Genomic DNA, 17,380 nt, shown 5'->3' with positions numbered 1-17,380 from the left:
AATCAGGCGGCAAATCTCCCCAGTGGATAGCCCTCAGGCAAGATGGGGTGCTCGTCACGCTCACGATGTATTTGCCAGAGTCCCTCTGGACCACCCTTGGAGGCGCACGAGTGCCTACTCCGCACGACGGGGGTCGGCGGATTAGCACTTGGTGCGCCGCCTCGCATGAGATGGCCTTGGACGGCTCTCAGCGCAGATGTTGACGCCCGTTCGCGGGTCACCTTCGACGTGATGACGCCAGTCGTCGCCAGCAGCGGTCGAGCATCCGTGGTTCCTCAAACGGAGCAAAGCGATGCCCCTTTCGGGCGCCCGGACGTTCGTATCGAGCGTGCAGCCATCCTTTTTTCAAGAACGGCTCATCTTCAAATCGGTAACCAACTCAATATCATCGGGACCTCGGAAAGCACAGGCTGGCAAGCGTCAGAACCGAGCGTCACGAGCGGATTGCGATCTTCACCGGAACAGGCGATCGGTGATTCTGACGCGAAGCTGATGCCCGATCCGCAGGGTGACGGAAGGATTGAGCACCGCAGCAAGATCGTCCCGCCCGTCAAGGGCAAGTAGCTTTTCTCATCGCAGCCCATATGTGCCCGGGCCTGAACAAGCCGCGCCGTTCCCCCGCCTCCGGACAGGAGTTGGTCATGCTCAAACTTCGACCTCCTGATGACTGACGGGTCTACTTGGCGAGATGGGTAGGAAGCGAGTTGACTGCAGTGCGGGGGCGGCCCGGTAGCCGTCGGGTGGCTGCGTGATGGCCGCCGGGCCTAACCGGCAGGGCTTAGCGTGGGTACTTCGCCAAGGGAGCACCGGCTAGCGAAGAAATATACGCTATTCCTAATATTGCTGGAACGCATCCATTAGGACGAAGCGCCACTGACATCAAGGCGAAGACGGATGCGAGGTTTTCCATCAAGCGGCTCCCGTCCCAAGCGCGTCGGCCAGGCGCTTCGCCGGCGGTTCCCGTACCACCGCCTGCCGGAGACCGGCGATCGCGAGCAGCGCGATCGCGATTGCCAGGAGAACGACGACTTCGGATCGATGGCGCACCTCGCCGACCGGCGGGCATTCCTGCGCCACCTCGCTCCACGTCTGGAAGAAGCGCTGGGTGGTCTACGCCAAAGCGCCGTTCGCCGGCCCGGAGGCGGTCCTCGCCTATCTGTCGCGCTACGCGCACCGGGTCGCCATCTCGAACCGGCGCCTCATCCGTTTCGACGAGGACGGCGTCACCTTCCGCTACAAGGACTATCGTCGCGACGGCGCCGACCGGCAGCAGGTCATGATACTCGCCACAGATGAGTTCATTCGCCGGTTCCTGCTCCATGTCCTGCCGCGCGGCTTCCATTGCATCCGCCACTACGGCTTGCTCGCCGGCTCCGCCCGCAAGGCCAGCATCGTTTCTCCCAAAAGGAGATCATCAGGTCGGTAGACCCTCGTAGGAGGACCGCTTGCAGATGTCGAACCCCAGATGCAGTCGCATCTCATGAGTGAGAACGCGCTGCGATACATGGGGGCGGACCCGCATCTGGCGATTCAGGTCAACGTCATCGGTCAAGAGGTCAGCTTCGTTGCTGCAGGTCTGGGCATTTCAAGCAGCAACACTTTGCCGCCCGGCAATTTGCATCTTTCCAGTAGAAGCCCGCCCCTTTGAGCCAAGCGCCCTCTAACGTCGTGTTCTGGCAAAAAGGCCGGCGGTAGGGCACACTGCTTCAGGAGGCGGTGGATGTGATCGTCGAGAGCGCGCACCCGATTTGTGAGTACGCAGCATCCATCGACATCTATCGGCGATTTCGCGGCGGCTCGGAGTGGCTAAAGTCGACTCTGATCGTCTGACGAAGTACCGCCGCCGAAGCTGGCGATCTGAACTTTTTTGTCCATCTGTTTTCTCTAATGCTGCGATGGCGGGATCATCGGGGCACTGGCTGCCGGGAGTAAATTCCGAATGAGCTCCATCATATGGGAGAAATCGCACAATGATGGATTGGGAGGACCTTCGCCACTTCGCGGCGCCGGCAAGCGCTGGTTCGCTCTCGGGCGCCGCGCGTTAGGTCCGTGAGGATTGCATGTGATTTTTCAGGTCCGGGTTAGCGGCTTACTCCACATGCGCTATCGCCCGGCGCAGTCGGCACACAACACGTTGACTTCGAGGGTAGAGTCGGTGACGGTGAGATTGGCGCGCCCGGCCAACTGATTGATCTCCTTCTCCATTGCACCGTCATGGAGTTCCATGACCTTCCCGCAGCAATCGCAGACCGCAAGCACGGTCAGATGCCGGCCTTGTGGATGAAGATGGGAGCAAGGTACGAAGGCGTTGAGCTTCTCCACCCGATGGATCGTGCCATAGGCGATCAGCTTCTCAGTCGCGCGGTAGACCTGGATTGGCGAGCGTAAGCCCAGCGAGTGGAGCTTCTTCAGGATGTCATAGGCCCCGATCGGCCTAGTCGCCTGCTCGATGGCCTCGAGAACCAGGCGCTGGTTCCGCGTCAGCTTCTGTGAACAGGAAGAGGGCTTTTCATCGGTCGGTCTAAAAATCATGTAATGTCATAACATAACTTTTCGGTTGACGTTATGTCATAACGTATCATATCCCACTGTCAACGGTCGGCAGGTCACGACGCCTGCGGACGCGCATGCGGCTCCGTCGAATGAGGTTGGAATGCAAACTCACAAACTACCTGTGACCGTCCTTTCCGGATTTCTCGGCGCCGGCAAGACGACGCTTCTCAACCATATCCTGAATAATCGTGAGGGGCGGCGGGTCGCGGTGATCGTCAACGACATGAGCGAGATCAATATCGATGCCGCGCTCGTGCGCGACGGCGGGGCGAACCTCTCGCGCACCGACGAGCAGCTCGTCGAGATGACCAATGGCTGCATCTGCTGCACGTTGCGCGACGACCTTCTGAAAGAGGTCAAGGCGCTCGCGGCCCAGGGGCGGTTCGACCAGCTCCTTATCGAGTCGACGGGTATTTCCGAACCATTGCCGGTCGCCTCCACCTTCGAATTCCGCGATGAATACGGCGAAAGCCTTTCGGACGTCGCGCGCCTCGATGCGATGGTAACCGTGGTCGATGCGGCCAATCTGCTCAATGACTATGGTTCGAGCGATTTCTTAAGGGACCGTGGTGAAACACTTGGCGACGGAGACAACCGCACCCTGGTCGATCTTCTGGTCGACCAGATCGAGTTTGCCGACGTCGTCGTGCTCAACAAGATCTCGACCGCCAGCCAATCCGATCTGGAAGCCGCTCGCAAGATCGTCCGTGCGCTGAATCCGGACGCACGGATTGTTGAGGCAGATTTCGGCCGTGTTCCCCTTGCCGACGTACTTGAGACGGGCCTGTTCGATTTTGAAAAGGCCCACCAGCATCCCCTCTGGTTCAAGGAACTGAACGGCTTTGCCGACCATGTTCCAGAAACCGAGGAATACGGCGTCCGCTCGTTCGTCTATCGGGCGCGCCGCCCCTTCGTCCCGGCCCTTTTCAAGGCCTTTGTTGACCGCGCATGGCCGGGTGTCGTGCGAGCGAAGGGGTTCTTCTGGCTGGCGACCCGCCCGAACCATGTCGGCGAGCTGAGCCAGGCCGGTGCGCTGGTGCGTACCGAGCGACGTGGCCTGTGGTGGTCGGCCGTCCCCAAGCAGCAATGGCCGGACCACCCCGAATGGCGTGAGGCCATGAAGCCCTATTTCGACCCCGTCTGGGGCGATCGCCGTCAGGAGATCGTCTTCATCGGCACGCAGCCGATGAAGGAGGCGCGAATCCGCACCGAACTCGACGCCTGCCTAGTCGAAACGGACAGGTTTTCGCCGTGGCGTTGGCGCGTGTTGGCAGACCCCTTCCCGAGCTGGTCTGGCGAGGTCGCATGAGCACGCTGATCTACAGGGCCGATCATTGGCTGTTTATGCCTTCCTTCTTGGGCTGGCATGCGTTGGCTCGCTGCACGCTCGTATGCACTATCCTCGCGATTCTGTGGCTGATGGTCGCCTGGGCGGTAGCGCTGCCATGACGAGCAACGTTATCCGCTTTTCGGACGTCACCGTTGCCTACGACCGGCATCCGGCGGTGCATCATCTTTCCGGCAATTTTCCGGTCGGCAGCATGACGGCGATCGCCGGCCCAAACGGAGCGGGCAAGTCGACGCTGGTCAAGGCGCTGATGGGCCAGTTGCCGCTTGCCAGCGGCAGCATCGACCTGTCAGGCTGGTCTCCCCGCGATTTCGGTTACCTGCCGCAGGCGGCCGAGATCGATCGTAGCTTCCCACTCACCGTCGCCGACACCGTCATGCTTGGGGCATGGCGCGAGGTCGGGGCGTTTCGAGGCATCTCCTCCGCGGTCTCGGCACGAGCACGTGACTCACTCTCGGCGGTTGGCCTGGAGGGCTTCGAGCGCCGACAGATCGGCTCGCTCTCGGCCGGACAGTTCCAGCGTGTTCTGTTTGCACGCCTGCTGCTTCAGGACGCGCCGGTGATCCTGCTTGATGAACCCTTTAGCGCCATTGATGCCCGCACAACACGCGAGTTGCTCGATATCCTTCTCGGATGGCATCGCGACGGCCGCACAATCATCGCGGTCCTGCACGATTTCGATATGGTGAAGTCGCATTTTCCGCAAACGCTTCTCATCGCCCGTGAGCTGGTTGCGTGGGGGCAAACGGCCTCGGTCATGACGTCCGCTAATCTGCTCAAGGCGCGAGCCATGGCCGAGAACTGGGACGAGACGGCGCAGGTCTGCGAGCGGCCCGGAGAGGCAGCAGCATGATGATCCATGACCTGCTAATCGCGCCCTTCGTTGAATACGGTTTTATGCGCCGCGCGCTGATCGCTTGCATCTGCCTGGGACTCGGCTCCGGGCCTGTCGGCGTGCTGCTGATGCTTCGCCGAATGAGCCTTGTCGGCGACTCGCTCAGCCATGCTGTGCTGCCGGGCGCGGCCGTCGGCTTTCTCGTCGCCGGCTTTTCGCTGACCGCCATGGGCATCGGCGGCCTTGTCGCGGGCTTGGCGGTCGCCATCCTGTCCGGCATCGTCAGCCGCACGACCTCGCTGCGCGAGGATGCCAGCTTCGCCACGTTCTACCTGACATCGCTCGCCGCTGGCGTGCTGATCGTGTCGCTACGTGGATCAAGTCGCGACCTGCTGCACGTTCTCTTCGGCACGATCCTCGCCATCGACCCGCCGGCGCTCTATCTGGTCGCGGCCATCAGCTCGCTGACGCTCCTTCTCTTGGCGGTCGTCTACCGGCCGCTGCTCGCCGAGTGCTTCGACCCTGGCTTCCTGCGCGCGGTGGGCGGCAACGGTCCCCTCCATCACCTGACCTTCCTGTTCCTGGTGGTCGTCAATCTCGTCGCCGGCTTCCAGGCACTCGGCACGTTGATGGCGGTCGGGTTGATGATGATGCCGGCGGCGATCGCGCGCCTATGGGCGCAGTCCTTGCCGGCCATGTTTGTCGTCGCGGCCGGCTCTGCCGCGCTGTCCGGCTTCGTCGGGCTGATCGCATCCTTTCACCTCGGCTATGCCTCGGGACCCTCGATCATCCTGACAGCAAGCCTCCTCTATGGCGTGTCGTTGCTCGTCGCGCCGTCGGGCGTGCTCAGGCGCCTGTATCCCCGCCCGCATCTGGCGGGCTGATTCCAAGGAGAACCATCATGAAGAGACTGACTTTGCTGGGCACAGTCGCGATCGCGGCATTGATTGCCCTGTCGGGCGCCGCCTCGGCCAAAACGCTGAAGGTCGTGACGAGCTTCACTGTGCTGGGCGATATCGCCAAACAGGTCGGCGGCTCGAATGTCGAGGTCAAGAACATCGTGCCGCCGGACGGCGACCCGCACGAATACGAGCCAACGCCGGATGACGCCAAGAACCTGAAAGAGGCGGATGTCGTCATCGTCAGCGGCTTAGGACTGGAGGGGTGGATGGACCGCCTGATCAGCGGCTCGGGCTATACCGGCACGCCGGTCGTCGCCTCCGAAGGCATCAACACCCGCACAATGGAAGAGGACGGTGAGACGGTTACCGATCCGCATGTCTGGAATAGTCCGGTCAATGTCCAGGTGTGGGTGAACAACATCGAAAAGGCGTATGAGGCCGCCGACCCGGAAGCAGCCGAGCACTTCAAGGCCAATGCCGAGAGTTACACCAAGGAGCTGAAGGACCTCGATGCCTATGCACGCAGCAAGATCGATCCGATCCCTCAGGACAAGCGCAAGGTGCTGACCAGCCATGACGTCTTCGGCTACTTCGGACGCGAATACGGCGTGACGTTCCTCGCGCCTCTCGGCCTCTCCACTGAGGGCGAAGCCTCTGCCGCCGATGTTGCCAAGCTGATTGCGCAGATCAAGAAGGAGGGCGTGAAGGTCTACTTCTTCGAGAACTCCAACGATCCGCGCCTTGTGCAGCAGATCGCCAGCGCCACCGGCGCCCAGTCCGGTGGCGAGCTCTACGTCGAGGCGCTCTCAAAGGAAGACGGCCCTGCTCCGACCTTTGAGAAGATGTTCCGCTACAATGTCGACCAACTCGCAGACGCCATGGCAAAGCAGAACGTCGCAGAACAGTAGCGGCTGCAACAACATGACCAGGACGGCCCAGCCTTCATGCGGGCCGTCCTGGTCGGGCGGCTCCGGGAATTGTGATCCGACTGCGCCAGCGCCAAAAGGAATCGGCGGTAGCTATGGCGGCGGCCGCTGCTGAAAGAAAGTCAACCCAACCAGTCCAGGGTTTTGGCAGACTTTCCTCGGATTACGGGGCTTGGTTTGGAATGAAGCTCGTAAGAAACATCGTGCTTACCCCAGAGGCTGAGAAATTTATCAAGCAGCACTATATCGAGCCAGATGTTGTCAGCTGTTCTGAGCTTCAGTTCATCCCAAGGTTTATTTGGGTGATAGCTTACAAGGACGCGGATTGGAAAATAATTGAAGGGACAACCGTAGGCTACGAGCTATCTATATCGCCGGTCTCCTTCCTGGCTGATTCGGTGGTCTCTTCGTTTGACGGCCGCCGCAAATTCTTCGCCGTTGAATTCGACGCTTATGGCGAAAAATACGATCCTGACGCGCAATACCTGATCGAACACTTCGAAGATATCAACTACATTATCAAGCAGCCCAAGGTATCGAATCGCCCGTCGGAGTGGCTTCAGCCTTTCTAGTTTTGCGCAAGCGGCTGCGGGAACCGGGCCGCCGAACGTCGGCGATTGGGCTATCGTCGGTTTCACCTTCTCCCTGAAGCGCGAAGCTGTGGTTGTAAACTGGAAGAAGCTCTACCGGCTCTGTCGCGAGGAACGGCTGACCGTGCGCAAGCGCGGCGGCCGCAAGAGGCCTTGGGCACCGGGCGCCGATGGCGATACCGCAGCATGCCGACCAGCACTGGGACCTCGACGTTCGTCCCGGGCATGCTGACAGATGGCCGCCGCTTCCGGAGCCAGCGATTGCTCCGATCGCAATGTCTTCTTCATCAAACCTCCTACGTCAGACAGGTATTGACTCGCCATTAGCTCAGAACTTCCAGTTAAAGGTGCCGCGGACGCTCTGGTCATAGCCGCTGGACGCGAACTGGCTGTTGTAGGAAATACCGAGCGTGGCGCTGGGCGCGACGGCGAAGTCGAGTCCTGCTTCGATCACGGCGGCGTTGCGCGCGATCGGCACGCCGGCGATCGTGAACGGAACTCCGTCCGCAAGAGCCAGGGTCGAGAGCGGCGCCACGTCACCGAAGGCATGCCGCCAGCCGAGGGTGCCTCGGGCCGTGGCGTTCACGCCGCCTAGGTCGAATGTCGTCGAGGCGCGCAGGCCCAGCGTCGAAAAGGTCGCATCCGTCGAGCCACCGCTGCTGGACAACGCCGCCGCGCTGCCGGCCTCGCGGAAGCCGTCGGTGTGGAGGTTCACGTAAGCCAGATTTGCGAAAGGCTCTAAGCCGACATTGCCCGCGCGAATACCATAGGCCAGTTCACCGAACACCTGCGCCGTGCCGGCGTTGTACTTACTCTTCAGGCTATCGGAAAAGCCCGGAAGGGCGACGGAGCGGCTGGTGGCGATGTCGTGCCATGTGTAGGCAGCGCTGGTGCGGAAGGCGAGATTGCCAAACTCGCTGCCGCCATAGAGGCCGACATGGTAGTTGTCGCTTATGCCCGAGGAGCTGCGGTCGCGAACGTTGAACTCGGTGCGGCTGTAACCGGCAAGCAGGCCGAGCCGCCAGGTCTCGGCGACGACCCCATCGCCGCCGACGAAGAAGCCGCCGGTCGAGCGGTTGAGCCGCGCCGCATTGCCGTCGCCGTCAGTGTGCCCCCAGGAGCCGAAGGCGCGGCCCCAGAGCGCGAAGCGATCGGTGGTGGCGGGCAGATATTCCGGCCCGCTGGAGGCGTAGCTCATGACCGGAGTGTTCACCGCGCCGACCGCGTCGAAGGCCGAGCGTAGGCGGTCGATCGCCGCCTCGCGCACCAAGCGGCTGTCTTCAATCAGCGCCGTCTTTGCCGACGCATGCGCCTCGCCGGAGAACTGGTCAAAGGCCGAACGAGCCGACGACGCATCAAGCTGGGCGACGGCGTTCACAACCGGATTCGATAGCGGCACGCTGTCCAATCCGCCGCCGGTCGCCATCTGGTTTGGAGTCTGACCAACCGAAGCAAAGGTCACGGCGCTGCGGCCAATGTCCAGATAGACGTTGTTCGGATCGTAGCTCAGGCCGAAGGACAGGAAGGGCGTCAAGACGGGCGATGCCTGGGTCAGGCTGGCGAAAGCGCCCGATACGCCGCCGACCGCCGTCAGGATGGTGTAGTGGCTGCCGAAGGCATAGACCCCCGACGCATTGAAGGCCTGGACCGTGCCGCCGTTGATCGCAGCTATCCCGGTCGCGGCAATGCGATCGGATTGCCCCGCGGCATTTACCTCCACTTGGTAAATCGAGTCCGGATTGAAGGTGACGTTGCCGGTGGCCTTCAGCGTGCCGATCGAATTACCCGGCGCAACCGCGCCACCGCTGTTGACGATCAGCCCACCGGCCGTGCCGATGCCGCCCAGCGTGCCGCCGTCGTTCACCGTCGTGAAGCTTGAAGCGATTGAACCGTTGACGACGAGCTTGCCGCCATCGACCGTGGTGGGGCCGGTATAGGTGTTGTTGGCGGCCAGGATGGTCGTGCCGGCCTCGACCACGACCGATCCCGCCCCCGAGATGGCCGGGACGACCACATAGTTCGAGGCGGTGTGGTTGAAGACGATCTTTCCGGTGCCCTTCTCGAAGACGACGGTCGGGCTGTTCAGCGTGCCGGGCGCTGCCGCCGTCTGGCCGAGCCCGGCGCCGATGTTGAGCGTGCCGATGGAGTTGCTCTGGCTGGCGATCTCTACGCTTTCGGCCGAGACGATGCCACCGTTCCGGATCGTTAGCGTGCCGGTGCCAAATTCGCCGACATGGAGCTCGCCCGAATTGGCCCAGGTCGAGCCCGCGCCATCAACCGTTACGGCACCGGTCGTGCCGGAGCTGTAGGCAACATACCCAAGGGTGTTGCTAACCTTGCCGCCGTTCTGGACGGTCAGTGTGCCGGTTCCAGAGCTGCCAACATCGAGATTACCGAAATTGGTCCAAGATGATCCCGCGCCATCGACCGTCACAATACCGGTCGAGCCATCGCCGTAGGCAATAACGCCTATGCTGTTTGTGACTTTGCCGCCATTCAAGATCTTCAGCGTGCCGGTACCGGCATAGCCGACAAAGAGGCCATAGCCGAGGTTGGAATTGGTCCAGGACGAGCCGGCGCCATCGACCGTCACCGTACCGGTCGAGCCGGTGTTTTTGCCAATATAGCCCTGGAAGCTGCTGACCTCGCCGCCATTCAGGATGTTCAGCGTGCCAGTGCCAGAGTTGCCAACATAGAGATTTCCGAGATTGGTCCAGGATGATCCCGCACCATCGACCGACACGGTGCCGGTCGAGCCGCTATTGAAGGCAATAAAGCCGTCGGAATTGCTGACCTTGCTGCCGTTCTGGACGGTCAGTGTGCCGGTGCCGGCATAGCCGACATAAAGGCCGTATAAATTGGACCAGGATGACCCCGCGGCATCGACTGTCACAGTGCCGATCGAGCCGAGGTAGTTGCCGATCTGTCCGACGTCGCTGCTGACCGTGCCGCCGTTCTGGATGTTCAACATGCCGGTGCCGACGTTGCCGACATAGAGACCACTGAAATTGCTCCAGGACGAGCCGGCGCCGTCGATCGTCACCGTACCGATCGAGCCGGCTCCGTCAGCAATAAAGCCAAACCAGCTCGCGACCGTGCCGCCGTTCAGGATCTTCAGCGTGCCGGTACCGGATTCGCCGACATAAAGACCACTGGAATTACCCCAGATCGAGCCGGCACCATCGACGGTCACAATACCAGTCGAGCCGGTGTTATGGCCGATATAGCCCTGAAAGCTGCTGACCCCGCCGCCATTCAGGATGTTCAGCGTGCCGGCGCCATATTCGCCGACATGGAGATCGCCGGAGTTGATCCAGGTCGATCCCGCACCATCAACCGTCACGGTGCCGGTCGAGTCGGGGGCGAAGCCGATCTGTCCGACGGTGTTATTCACCGTGCCGCCGTTCTGGACGGTCAGCGCGCCGGTACCAGAGTAGCCGATGGTAAGATTGCTGAAATTGCTCCAAGACGAGCCCACGCCATCGACCGTCACGATACCGGTCGAGCCAGGGCTGGAGGAAATGATGCCAAGGTTGTTTGTGACCTTGCCGCCATTCAATATGTTCAGCGTGCCGGTGCCGGCGTAGCCGACATAGAGGCCATAGTTGAGGCTGGAATTGGTCCAGGACGAGCCGGCACCATCGACCGTCACCGTACCAGTCGAGCCAAGGTCGTAGCCGATGTATCCGATGCTGTTGCTGACCTTGCCTCCGTTCTGGATCGTCAGCATGCCGGTGCCGGCGTCGCCGACAATGAGATTGCGGAAATTGGTCCAGGTAGAGCCGCCTCCATCAACGGTCGCGGTACCGATCGAGCCGGTGGCGAAGCCGATAAATCCAAAGGTGTTGCTGACCGCGCCGCCGTTCTGGATGTTCAGTGTGCCGGTGCCATATTCGCCGACATAAAGCTCGCCTGAATTGGCCCAGGTCGAGCCGGCGCCATCGACCGTCACGGTGCCGGTCGAGCCGGTGTTGTAGCCGACATATCCGTTGAAGTTGCTGACCGTGCCGCCGTTCAGGATCTTCAGCGTGCCGGCGCCGGATTCGCCGACAGCAAGATTGCCGAGATTGGTCCAGGCTGAGCTTGTTCCATCAACGGTCACGGTACCGATCGAGCCGTTGCCGAAGCCGATAAATCCAAAGGTGCTGTTGACCTTGCCGCCGTCCTGGATCGTCAGCGTACCGGTGCCGAGATCGCCGACAAACAGAAAAGACGCCTGCGCGCCGGATGCGACGACAACTGTCGCATTGGGCGTGACTGTGTCGATCCGCGCGTTGCTCGTGGCGGTCGGAATCCCGGCGGACCAGTTGCCCGGATAGAACCAATCGTATGAAGCAGTGCCGGTCCAGTCGGTCGCCTGCGACGGCGTCGTCGCCGCGAGCCAGCCGAGCGCAACGAGCGACGTGGTGCATAGCAGAGCGCGGCGGCGAACCGCGCCCGATCTTGTCCTGGTACCCAATTGTGCCCCCTTCTGGAAATGACTTCCTGAAATCTGCATCCGCGAGATACGGACGCGTCCATCGTCCGCAAATTTGCGCGCCGCAGCCGAATTTCGATCACTGCTTCGTGACGGCCGATTCTAACGGCCCCTGCGGAAACCGTCTTGAACGCTGGCGCACAGTCGCGCGGATGCTCGATGCGCAATAAGACAAATCAGGCAATCCCGTTGGAGTGCGCCCGCTGCAGCGGGCAATATGACGCCGCGCCATTGATCGAGGGCGCGGGACTCCGACGACGGAAGCCCGCAGCCCGGCCCATCGTCGGCACTGCGTTGCGTCACTATGGTATTGATGAGGAGATTGGGCGGTTGATGCGCGCGTACGACCGCAAAACTTCGCGCGCAGTTTCGAATCCGACCTCGGCGAAGCGACGCTCACCTGAACTAACCGTCTTGGCTGCGTCGCCTGGGCAGAGAAGCCTGCTTTGCGCGTGCTACGTGCCGTTACGGCTCGCGCGGCGCACGTCCGACGGCGTGCAGCCATAGCGGCTTCGGAAACGGCGATTGAAATAGGAAATGTCGTTGAAGCCGGCATCCACTGCGATCGCGCTGACCGAACGGACTGCCTGGGCAGGATCGCTGAGCAAACGATGGGCGAGTTCCAACCGCGCGTCGAGTACGAAGGTTGTCAATGTCGTACCGTCTTCCTCGAACAAACGCTGCAGGTAGCGTTCACTGATGCCATGCGCAGCCGCGATGCCCTTGCCCGACATGTCGACCTGCAGCCCCCTTGCGATGTCAGCCTTGATGGCGTGCAGCCGAGCCGCACGCAGGCCTCTCTCTTTCGCAATCTCGGTGGCGTCACGAGTCGCACCAAGCGTAAGCGCCACCAGGTCGCAGACGTGATCCGTGAACGCGGCCTGGAGTTCGGGCGTCGCCACGATTGGCTCGCTTCCGACCATTTGAAGATAGCGCATGAGCATCCGTAAGGCCGGGCTCGAGGACGGAACGCGACGGGCGAATTGCGCATCGAGGTCGGGCACAAGCGGCCTGATCGCCGACTGCGCAAGCGTGAAGGCCAAATATCGGCAGGCGTGCGGGAGTGTGATGGCGCCAACCTCCCCATTGTTCATCATCGCGCCGTCGCCGGCCTGGAGGTCGGCGCTGCGGCCGAACTGTGATGCACTCCATCGGGCGTTTGTGATGACGCCGAACGTCACGTCATCCTTGATGATCAGCTCGCGCGAGTTCTTTTGGTTCACCGCGGATGTCGAGGCTCGCAGGAGTCCAAAATTCGCCCCCCGATAGGCCGTAGCTTTTGCGCGGAAGAGCTCTGGAGAACGCGGCGCAAGGTCGATCCGCAACAGGGTGTGACCAAACTCCTCGCGCCAGGCTGCAACGCGCTGCCGCGCCGGGTAGCGATCGGTCGAGAAGTCGAAACGGGCGAAGCCACCGATGGGGAGCGCAACGTCAGTCATGGCGAGCCTGCACTCCGATCAAAATTATCTCTGAGAAGACATTCCACGGAAAAGAAGTCGTCGCCGATAATCCATTGGTGAAGCAGCATATCGGTCGCTTTGTGAGCAAGATGGGAGGGATCAGAGTTTTTGTCCTGTGGTCAGCAGCAGTGTGTTTGGGCCGCTCCACCGCTGCGGCCCGCCGAGCATCGAGAGTTGCTGGAGCGTGTCAGTCCATGCTGCCTCCTGGGCAGCCAGGGATCCCTTTCATACGCTCGGCTGCGGCGCCGGCCCTGCCGGCCTTTCGTCGAAAGATGACATTGCCTTTTCTTTCAACTCGCGGAACTGGCGCGACGTCTCTGAGAGCCTGCGGTCCCAGTCCGGGTCCGGCACCTGGCCCTCGATCGTCTTGAAATAGACCTGCATTAGCGAGGCAATGGCGAAGGGTTCCACGAAAGCCGCCTTCAGCGCCCAGGCGAAGACGATGGCAAGCACGAAGCCCCAGCCACTCAAATGGCCTGGTAGGAGGTAGACGACCGCGCCCGCCGGCGCCAGCATGAGCAGGAAGATGACGAAGGTGACGCCCCACAGGATCAGCGCCAGCCACACCGCATTCTTGACCATCTTCATGCCGTTTTGGGCATAGAGCACGACGCCCTGCCGCGCCGTCTCGAAGGGCGATGACGAGTCGATGCGGATGTTGTAGCCTAGGATGATCTCGTCGACATAGGTCAGCGAGATGCGGATCACCGTATTAGCGAAGCGCACCAGCCCGTCCAGCCCCGGCAGGAAGGCGGCGATGCCGCCGAGCAGACCGGTGACGGCGCGGATCGCTCCCTTCACCAATTGGTCGACGACGAAGAGGATGTTGGCCTCGGCGAAGCGCTGCGTGACGACCGCTTTCGCATAGGCGATCTGGCTCTGGCCGCCCGGCACGTCGCGACCGTCGATCAGGTGCACCATGACGGCGATGTGGCCAGCCTTCAGCACATAGAGGATGTATTCGCGGATCCAGAAGAGCGCGATGGAAACCAGCGCGAAACCGGCGATGCCCCCGTAGAAGGCCGTGCCTTCGGGCCCGCCGTCGGCGAAGATGTGGCCGACACCCCAGCCGATGCCGGCGCCTGTGCCCGTCGCCGCGATGTAGGCGAGGGTCATGGCGAAATAAACGATCATGCGGAAAAGAATGAACGGCCAAGTCCCAAACATGATCGCCACGGACCTGCCGATTGAGAAGTCCCACATCGCCTCACCCTCCTCAAAAGAGACAAGACACCAGGATCGCCCGCGGCGGCTTGCAACACCGGGCGCTGAATGGCCCTTCCAAGGCGACCTTTTGCGCGGCGGCGGTGACGACAGCGATACCAAGCAGGACCGACAGGAGCCGTAGGCCGATTCTCGAAAGTGCCATTCGAATTTCTCCGTCCGAATGCGGCCTGGGCCGCGAGGAACCGCAGCGCTTTTACTCGGGGACGCAGGTGGTGGTGTCGTTCGGGAAGAGGCTTTCGAGTGTGTGCCGGATCTCGGCCTCTGTCTCCGGCGGCGTGGAATCGCGAGAGCAGATGATCGGTCCGTTGCCGCCACCGGCGTGGCCGTTGCAGCAAACCTTCTGAACCGCTGCAGGCGTAGGGCCCGCCCCGCCTTGGTCGGCCTGTTCCGGGAATCCCTCCTTCGGCTCGCAGAACGCGCCGTATTTGTTCTTCTCCTTCAGGACCACATAGCCGGGCGGGCACGAGCACTCGCCCTCGCTTCCGACGTCGACGTCTTTTTTCTTCTTCTTGTTCTTCTGCACGTCACAGGGCATGCCGAACCTGGTCAGGCCCGCGGCGCCACCTCGACGACAGGGGGGCTCGCCCTGTCTTCCGTCGCCCTCGTTACTACCTGGCTGCGCATGCCCATGCTTCTTGAGGGTGCCACAGATCAGCTGGCCGTCGCTGAACTGGCAACCAAAAGCAGCTCGAATCACCGGGGTGCTGTACGGCCCCTCGGCTGCGACTGCTTCCGTGGCGGTGGTGACGACGGCGATACCAAGCAGGACCGCCAGGAGCGGCAGGGCGATTTTCAAAGTTGACATTTCGAAGTCTCCGTCACGGAAAGCATTCGTTGCGGGAAGATGCCCAGTTGTTGATTACCGAACTCCTCAGGCCCGGCGGGCACATGCATGTGCCCCCGTGCGTGGCGATGGTGATATCGCCAGCAAACACCAGGCCCTTGGTGACGCATGTTTGATTAGCGGCGGCAGCGCCGGACAACTGCTCGGCGCTCGGTGTCGAAGTCGGATACGACCGTCTCCGCGCGAGCACACAGGAGCGATAATACCGGCCGGCAACGTAGCCAGGCGGGCAACTCCACGCCACCGGGATTGCCCGAACGGTGCGCGCCGTCGATCCGGCGGTCGCCAGTCCCGGCAACGAGGCGGCAACAACCGTCGCCTGGTCGTCATTGCGGCTCCCGTCGTAACCGCGGGCCAAGACAGGCGAGTTCGCGAACGGACCGATGCAGAGCATCACCACGATTGCCTGGAGTGTTTTCATGACTTCCCGCCTCGTTTTGCCGTGGCTACTGCCGCGTTCCGTTCCATCTGCCCTCGACCGCGTCGGGATTGCTGCCGAAACTGTAGCTGCCGTTGAAGGACTGGCCGTCGTCGGCAAGCATGAACTTGCCGCTCCCTTTGGTGCCGTCGCGCTGCACCCAGGCGAAGCGCAGGATGTTGCCGTTCATCTTGCCGCTTATTGTTCCGGCGCTGCCGTCAGAGCCCTGGTAGTTGCCGGAGACGCCGCTTCCCTTCTGTCTCAGCGAGAGGCTGTAGGCGACATTGTCGGCATTGGCGGCCCAGCGTCCGGAGAAGCCGGCCGTCGTGGGTGCCGATGCCTGTGGCCTGGCCTTCGACTTGGCGAACCCGGCCGCCCCGCCGGAAATGTTCGTGCCAGCATCACTGCCGCCGAACGCAAGGAACTGGGAGGATACGCAACCGTGCACCGGCGCGCTGATCTGGCACCAGCCACCGGCGCCGCCACCTCCGCCGCCTTGCTGCGTCTTCGGCTTGGTGAAGCCCGCCGCCCCGCTAATCGCACCGCATGGACCGATGACGGACGCCGTGCCGCCTTCCGGCACCGTGCCGACCACCTGGCCGCCGGGACCGGAGCGAACGTTCAGCTTGTCGAGGCCCGGCTGGTTGATCACCACCGTCGCCATTGCATTGCCACCGCCACAGGTGCCATCCGCCTGCTGCATCGGCGGCGGGCCGCCCATATCCGCCGGTGTTTGGGGCGTGCCACCGCTCCCGGAGCCGTTGGCGTTGGCCGCCCCCGGCGACAGCGGCGTGCTGTCCATGACCTGCACGTTGTTGATCGCTTTGACCATGATAAATGCGGTCATCGGCACTGCCTTCACCTGAAAGGTGCCGCCCTGCACCGCTTGCAGCAGCTGCTGCCCGTTGGGCTGGTTCGGATTGAACGCCAAACGGTGCTGCTCGTTTGGCGCAAAGAGCCGATCCGCCCAGGCACATTGGCCGGGCCCCGGCGGCGCGGCATTGGCCGGTTGCGATGCGTGGTTGAAGGCGACGAAGACACCCGTCTCGTCCTTGACCGTCACCTGCATTCCGCCGCCGCCCTGGCACGACAGCACCCCGCCCGGGGTCGGATTGCCTGCGCCGCCCGAGCCGCCCTTGCCAGTCGTCTTGATCGGCTTCATCGGAGGCTGACTGGCGGCGGCTTTGGCGGCTGCCCGCTCCGCCGGGGTCACGCAGACGGCATCGCCGTCAAAGCTGTCTCGCCAGACATAGCCTGCGCGGCAGGTTCCGTCGGCGAGCTTGTGCCGCAGCTCCGGTTTCACGCAGAGCGTGTCGCCGTCGAAGTTGTCGCGCCACACGTAGCCGGAGGGACAGGGCTGCGCCTGCGCCGCGGGAGGCTGCAAGGGCGCGAACTGCCGCACGATTTGCGTCCACGAGCTGCATTCGTGCGGCAAACCTGGTATCTTAGGGCGGCACTCCTGTATGGAGTATACGGCCTTGCCGTCATTCGGGACGGTGAGCGTGAAGGTTCCGCCCGGCTCGAGTCTGCCTTGTGCGCGGCCCGGGATGATAATGTTGAAGTAGTCTATAGTGCTGTCGTGCCGAAGGACGGTGGCAGCCAACTCTCGTGCGGCGCCGGCATTCGAGATCGACTCACGAAGGCAGGCATAAGGTCGGAAGCTGCTGCAGTCGTCTGCCGCCTGCGCCGGGCCCGCCGCGACCGAGGCGATGCCCACAAGCAGCATCGACTGCATGACGAGCAGAAAAGGACGAGGCGAAGGCCAGACAGGCAGCTTCATGCGCATGATCAACCCCCAAA

Annotated in this window: 14 protein-coding genes and 2 pseudogenes; 9 read left to right on the top strand and 7 right to left on the bottom strand. The window is 62.3% G+C overall.

The features are described 5' to 3' along the window. Positions 1–231: 231 nt before the first annotated feature. The 3 genes and pseudogenes from RFM40_RS31170 to RFM40_RS31160 all read left to right on the top strand — a co-directional run bounded on the left by RFM40_RS31170 (position 232) and on the right by RFM40_RS31160 (position 1,648). Entirely contained in the window at positions 232–564 is a 333-nt protein-coding gene (locus tag RFM40_RS31170) for a hypothetical protein (protein ID WP_320278871.1), read from the top strand. Between the two features lie 468 nt (positions 565–1,032). Beyond that, positions 1,033–1,393: pseudogene (locus RFM40_RS31165) on the top strand (IS91 family transposase); the annotation flags it as partial. A 72-nt stretch (positions 1,394–1,465) separates the two neighbouring features. Further along, positions 1,466–1,648: a hypothetical protein gene (locus RFM40_RS31160; RefSeq protein ID WP_320278870.1), complete on the top strand. Its 183-nt coding sequence runs from the start codon at positions 1,466–1,468 to the stop codon at positions 1,646–1,648. Positions 1,649–2,103: 455 nt separating this feature from the next. Here RFM40_RS31160 and RFM40_RS31155 read toward each other — a convergent pair whose 3' ends face one another. Next, on the bottom strand, positions 2,104–2,532 hold the full coding sequence (locus RFM40_RS31155) for a Fur family transcriptional regulator (RefSeq protein ID WP_320278869.1): 429 nt from the start codon (positions 2,530–2,532) through the stop codon (positions 2,104–2,106). A gap of 121 nt (positions 2,533–2,653) precedes the next feature. On the opposite strand from RFM40_RS31155, the gene zigA reads away from it, so the two are divergent. The 6 genes and pseudogenes from zigA to RFM40_RS31125 all read left to right on the top strand — a co-directional run. Beyond that, a complete protein-coding gene (gene zigA / locus RFM40_RS31150; protein ID WP_320278868.1) occupies positions 2,654–3,862 on the top strand; it encodes a zinc metallochaperone GTPase ZigA in 1,209 nt (402 codons plus the stop codon). Positions 3,863–3,998: 136 nt separating this feature from the next. After that, positions 3,999–4,754: a metal ABC transporter ATP-binding protein gene (locus RFM40_RS31145; protein ID WP_320278872.1), complete on the top strand. Its 756-nt coding sequence runs from the start codon at positions 3,999–4,001 to the stop codon at positions 4,752–4,754. Beyond that, positions 4,751–5,620: a metal ABC transporter permease gene (locus tag RFM40_RS31140; RefSeq protein ID WP_320278867.1), complete on the top strand. Its 870-nt coding sequence runs from the start codon at positions 4,751–4,753 to the stop codon at positions 5,618–5,620. Before RFM40_RS31145 ends, RFM40_RS31140 begins: the two co-directional genes overlap by 4 nt. 17 nt (positions 5,621–5,637) lie before the next feature. Beyond that, positions 5,638–6,546, top strand: a complete 909-nt coding sequence (locus RFM40_RS31135; RefSeq protein WP_320278866.1) for a metal ABC transporter substrate-binding protein — start codon at positions 5,638–5,640, stop codon at positions 6,544–6,546. A 71-nt stretch (positions 6,547–6,617) separates the two neighbouring features. Further along, the gene (locus RFM40_RS31130; RefSeq protein ID WP_320278873.1) at positions 6,618–7,136 is read left to right on the top strand and encodes a hypothetical protein; all 519 of its coding nucleotides are present in this window, start codon (positions 6,618–6,620) and stop codon (positions 7,134–7,136) included. A gap of 27 nt (positions 7,137–7,163) precedes the next feature. Next, positions 7,164–7,406: pseudogene (locus RFM40_RS31125) on the top strand (IS3 family transposase); the annotation flags it as partial. A gap of 76 nt (positions 7,407–7,482) precedes the next feature. On the opposite strand, the gene RFM40_RS31120 reads toward RFM40_RS31125, so the two are convergent. The 6 genes from RFM40_RS31120 to RFM40_RS31095 form a co-directional block, all read right to left on the bottom strand. Then, positions 7,483–11,613: an autotransporter domain-containing protein gene (locus RFM40_RS31120; protein ID WP_320278865.1), complete on the bottom strand. Its 4,131-nt coding sequence runs from the start codon at positions 11,611–11,613 to the stop codon at positions 7,483–7,485. A 473-nt stretch (positions 11,614–12,086) separates the two neighbouring features. Further along, positions 12,087–13,070 (bottom strand): helix-turn-helix domain-containing protein, encoded by a 984-nt coding sequence (locus tag RFM40_RS31115; RefSeq protein ID WP_320278864.1) that lies wholly within the window; start codon positions 13,068–13,070, stop codon positions 12,087–12,089. Positions 13,071–13,316: 246 nt separating this feature from the next. Then, positions 13,317–14,294, bottom strand: a complete 978-nt coding sequence (locus RFM40_RS31110; RefSeq protein WP_320278863.1) for a hypothetical protein — start codon at positions 14,292–14,294, stop codon at positions 13,317–13,319. Positions 14,295–14,511: 217 nt separating this feature from the next. After that, complete coding sequence (locus RFM40_RS31105) at positions 14,512–15,123, bottom strand: hypothetical protein (RefSeq protein ID WP_320278862.1); 612 nt, start codon at positions 15,121–15,123, stop codon at positions 14,512–14,514. Between the two features lie 13 nt (positions 15,124–15,136). Further along, positions 15,137–15,583, bottom strand: a complete 447-nt coding sequence (locus RFM40_RS31100) for a hypothetical protein (protein WP_320227001.1) — start codon at positions 15,581–15,583, stop codon at positions 15,137–15,139. Positions 15,584–15,608: 25 nt separating this feature from the next. After that, on the bottom strand, positions 15,609–17,366 hold the full coding sequence (locus tag RFM40_RS31095) for an SH3 domain-containing protein (RefSeq protein WP_320227000.1): 1,758 nt from the start codon (positions 17,364–17,366) through the stop codon (positions 15,609–15,611). Positions 17,367–17,380: the final 14 nt, after the last annotated feature.

This window comes from Mesorhizobium captivum (assembly GCF_033977165.1).
Lineage (GTDB): Bacteria > Pseudomonadota > Alphaproteobacteria > Rhizobiales > Rhizobiaceae > Mesorhizobium > Mesorhizobium captivum.
The sequence above is the reverse complement of the archived record's forward strand: the minus strand, read 5'-3'. Positions and strand labels throughout refer to the sequence as shown.

Bases quoted from the DNA above. Each gene is read 5' to 3' on its own strand.
- RFM40_RS31170 (WP_320278871.1), top strand. From the start codon at position 232: ATGACGCCAGTCGTCGCCAGCAGCGGTCGAGCATCCGTGGTTCCTCAA.
- RFM40_RS31160 (WP_320278870.1), top strand. From the start codon at position 1,466: ATGCAGTCGCATCTCATGAGTGAGAACGCGCTGCGATACATGGGGGCG.
- RFM40_RS31155 (WP_320278869.1), bottom strand. From the start codon at position 2,532: ATGATTTTTAGACCGACCGATGAAAAGCCCTCTTCCTGTTCACAGAAG.
- zigA (WP_320278868.1), top strand. From the start codon at position 2,654: ATGCAAACTCACAAACTACCTGTGACCGTCCTTTCCGGATTTCTCGGC.
- RFM40_RS31145 (WP_320278872.1), top strand. From the start codon at position 3,999: ATGACGAGCAACGTTATCCGCTTTTCGGACGTCACCGTTGCCTACGAC.
- RFM40_RS31140 (WP_320278867.1), top strand. From the start codon at position 4,751: ATGATGATCCATGACCTGCTAATCGCGCCCTTCGTTGAATACGGTTTT.
- RFM40_RS31135 (WP_320278866.1), top strand. From the start codon at position 5,638: ATGAAGAGACTGACTTTGCTGGGCACAGTCGCGATCGCGGCATTGATT.
- RFM40_RS31115 (WP_320278864.1), bottom strand. From the start codon at position 13,070: ATGACTGACGTTGCGCTCCCCATCGGTGGCTTCGCCCGTTTCGACTTC.
- RFM40_RS31110 (WP_320278863.1), bottom strand. From the start codon at position 14,294: ATGTGGGACTTCTCAATCGGCAGGTCCGTGGCGATCATGTTTGGGACT.
- RFM40_RS31105 (WP_320278862.1), bottom strand. From the start codon at position 15,123: ATGTCAACTTTGAAAATCGCCCTGCCGCTCCTGGCGGTCCTGCTTGGT.
- RFM40_RS31100 (WP_320227001.1), bottom strand. From the start codon at position 15,583: ATGAAAACACTCCAGGCAATCGTGGTGATGCTCTGCATCGGTCCGTTC.
- RFM40_RS31095 (WP_320227000.1), bottom strand. From the start codon at position 17,366: ATGCGCATGAAGCTGCCTGTCTGGCCTTCGCCTCGTCCTTTTCTGCTC.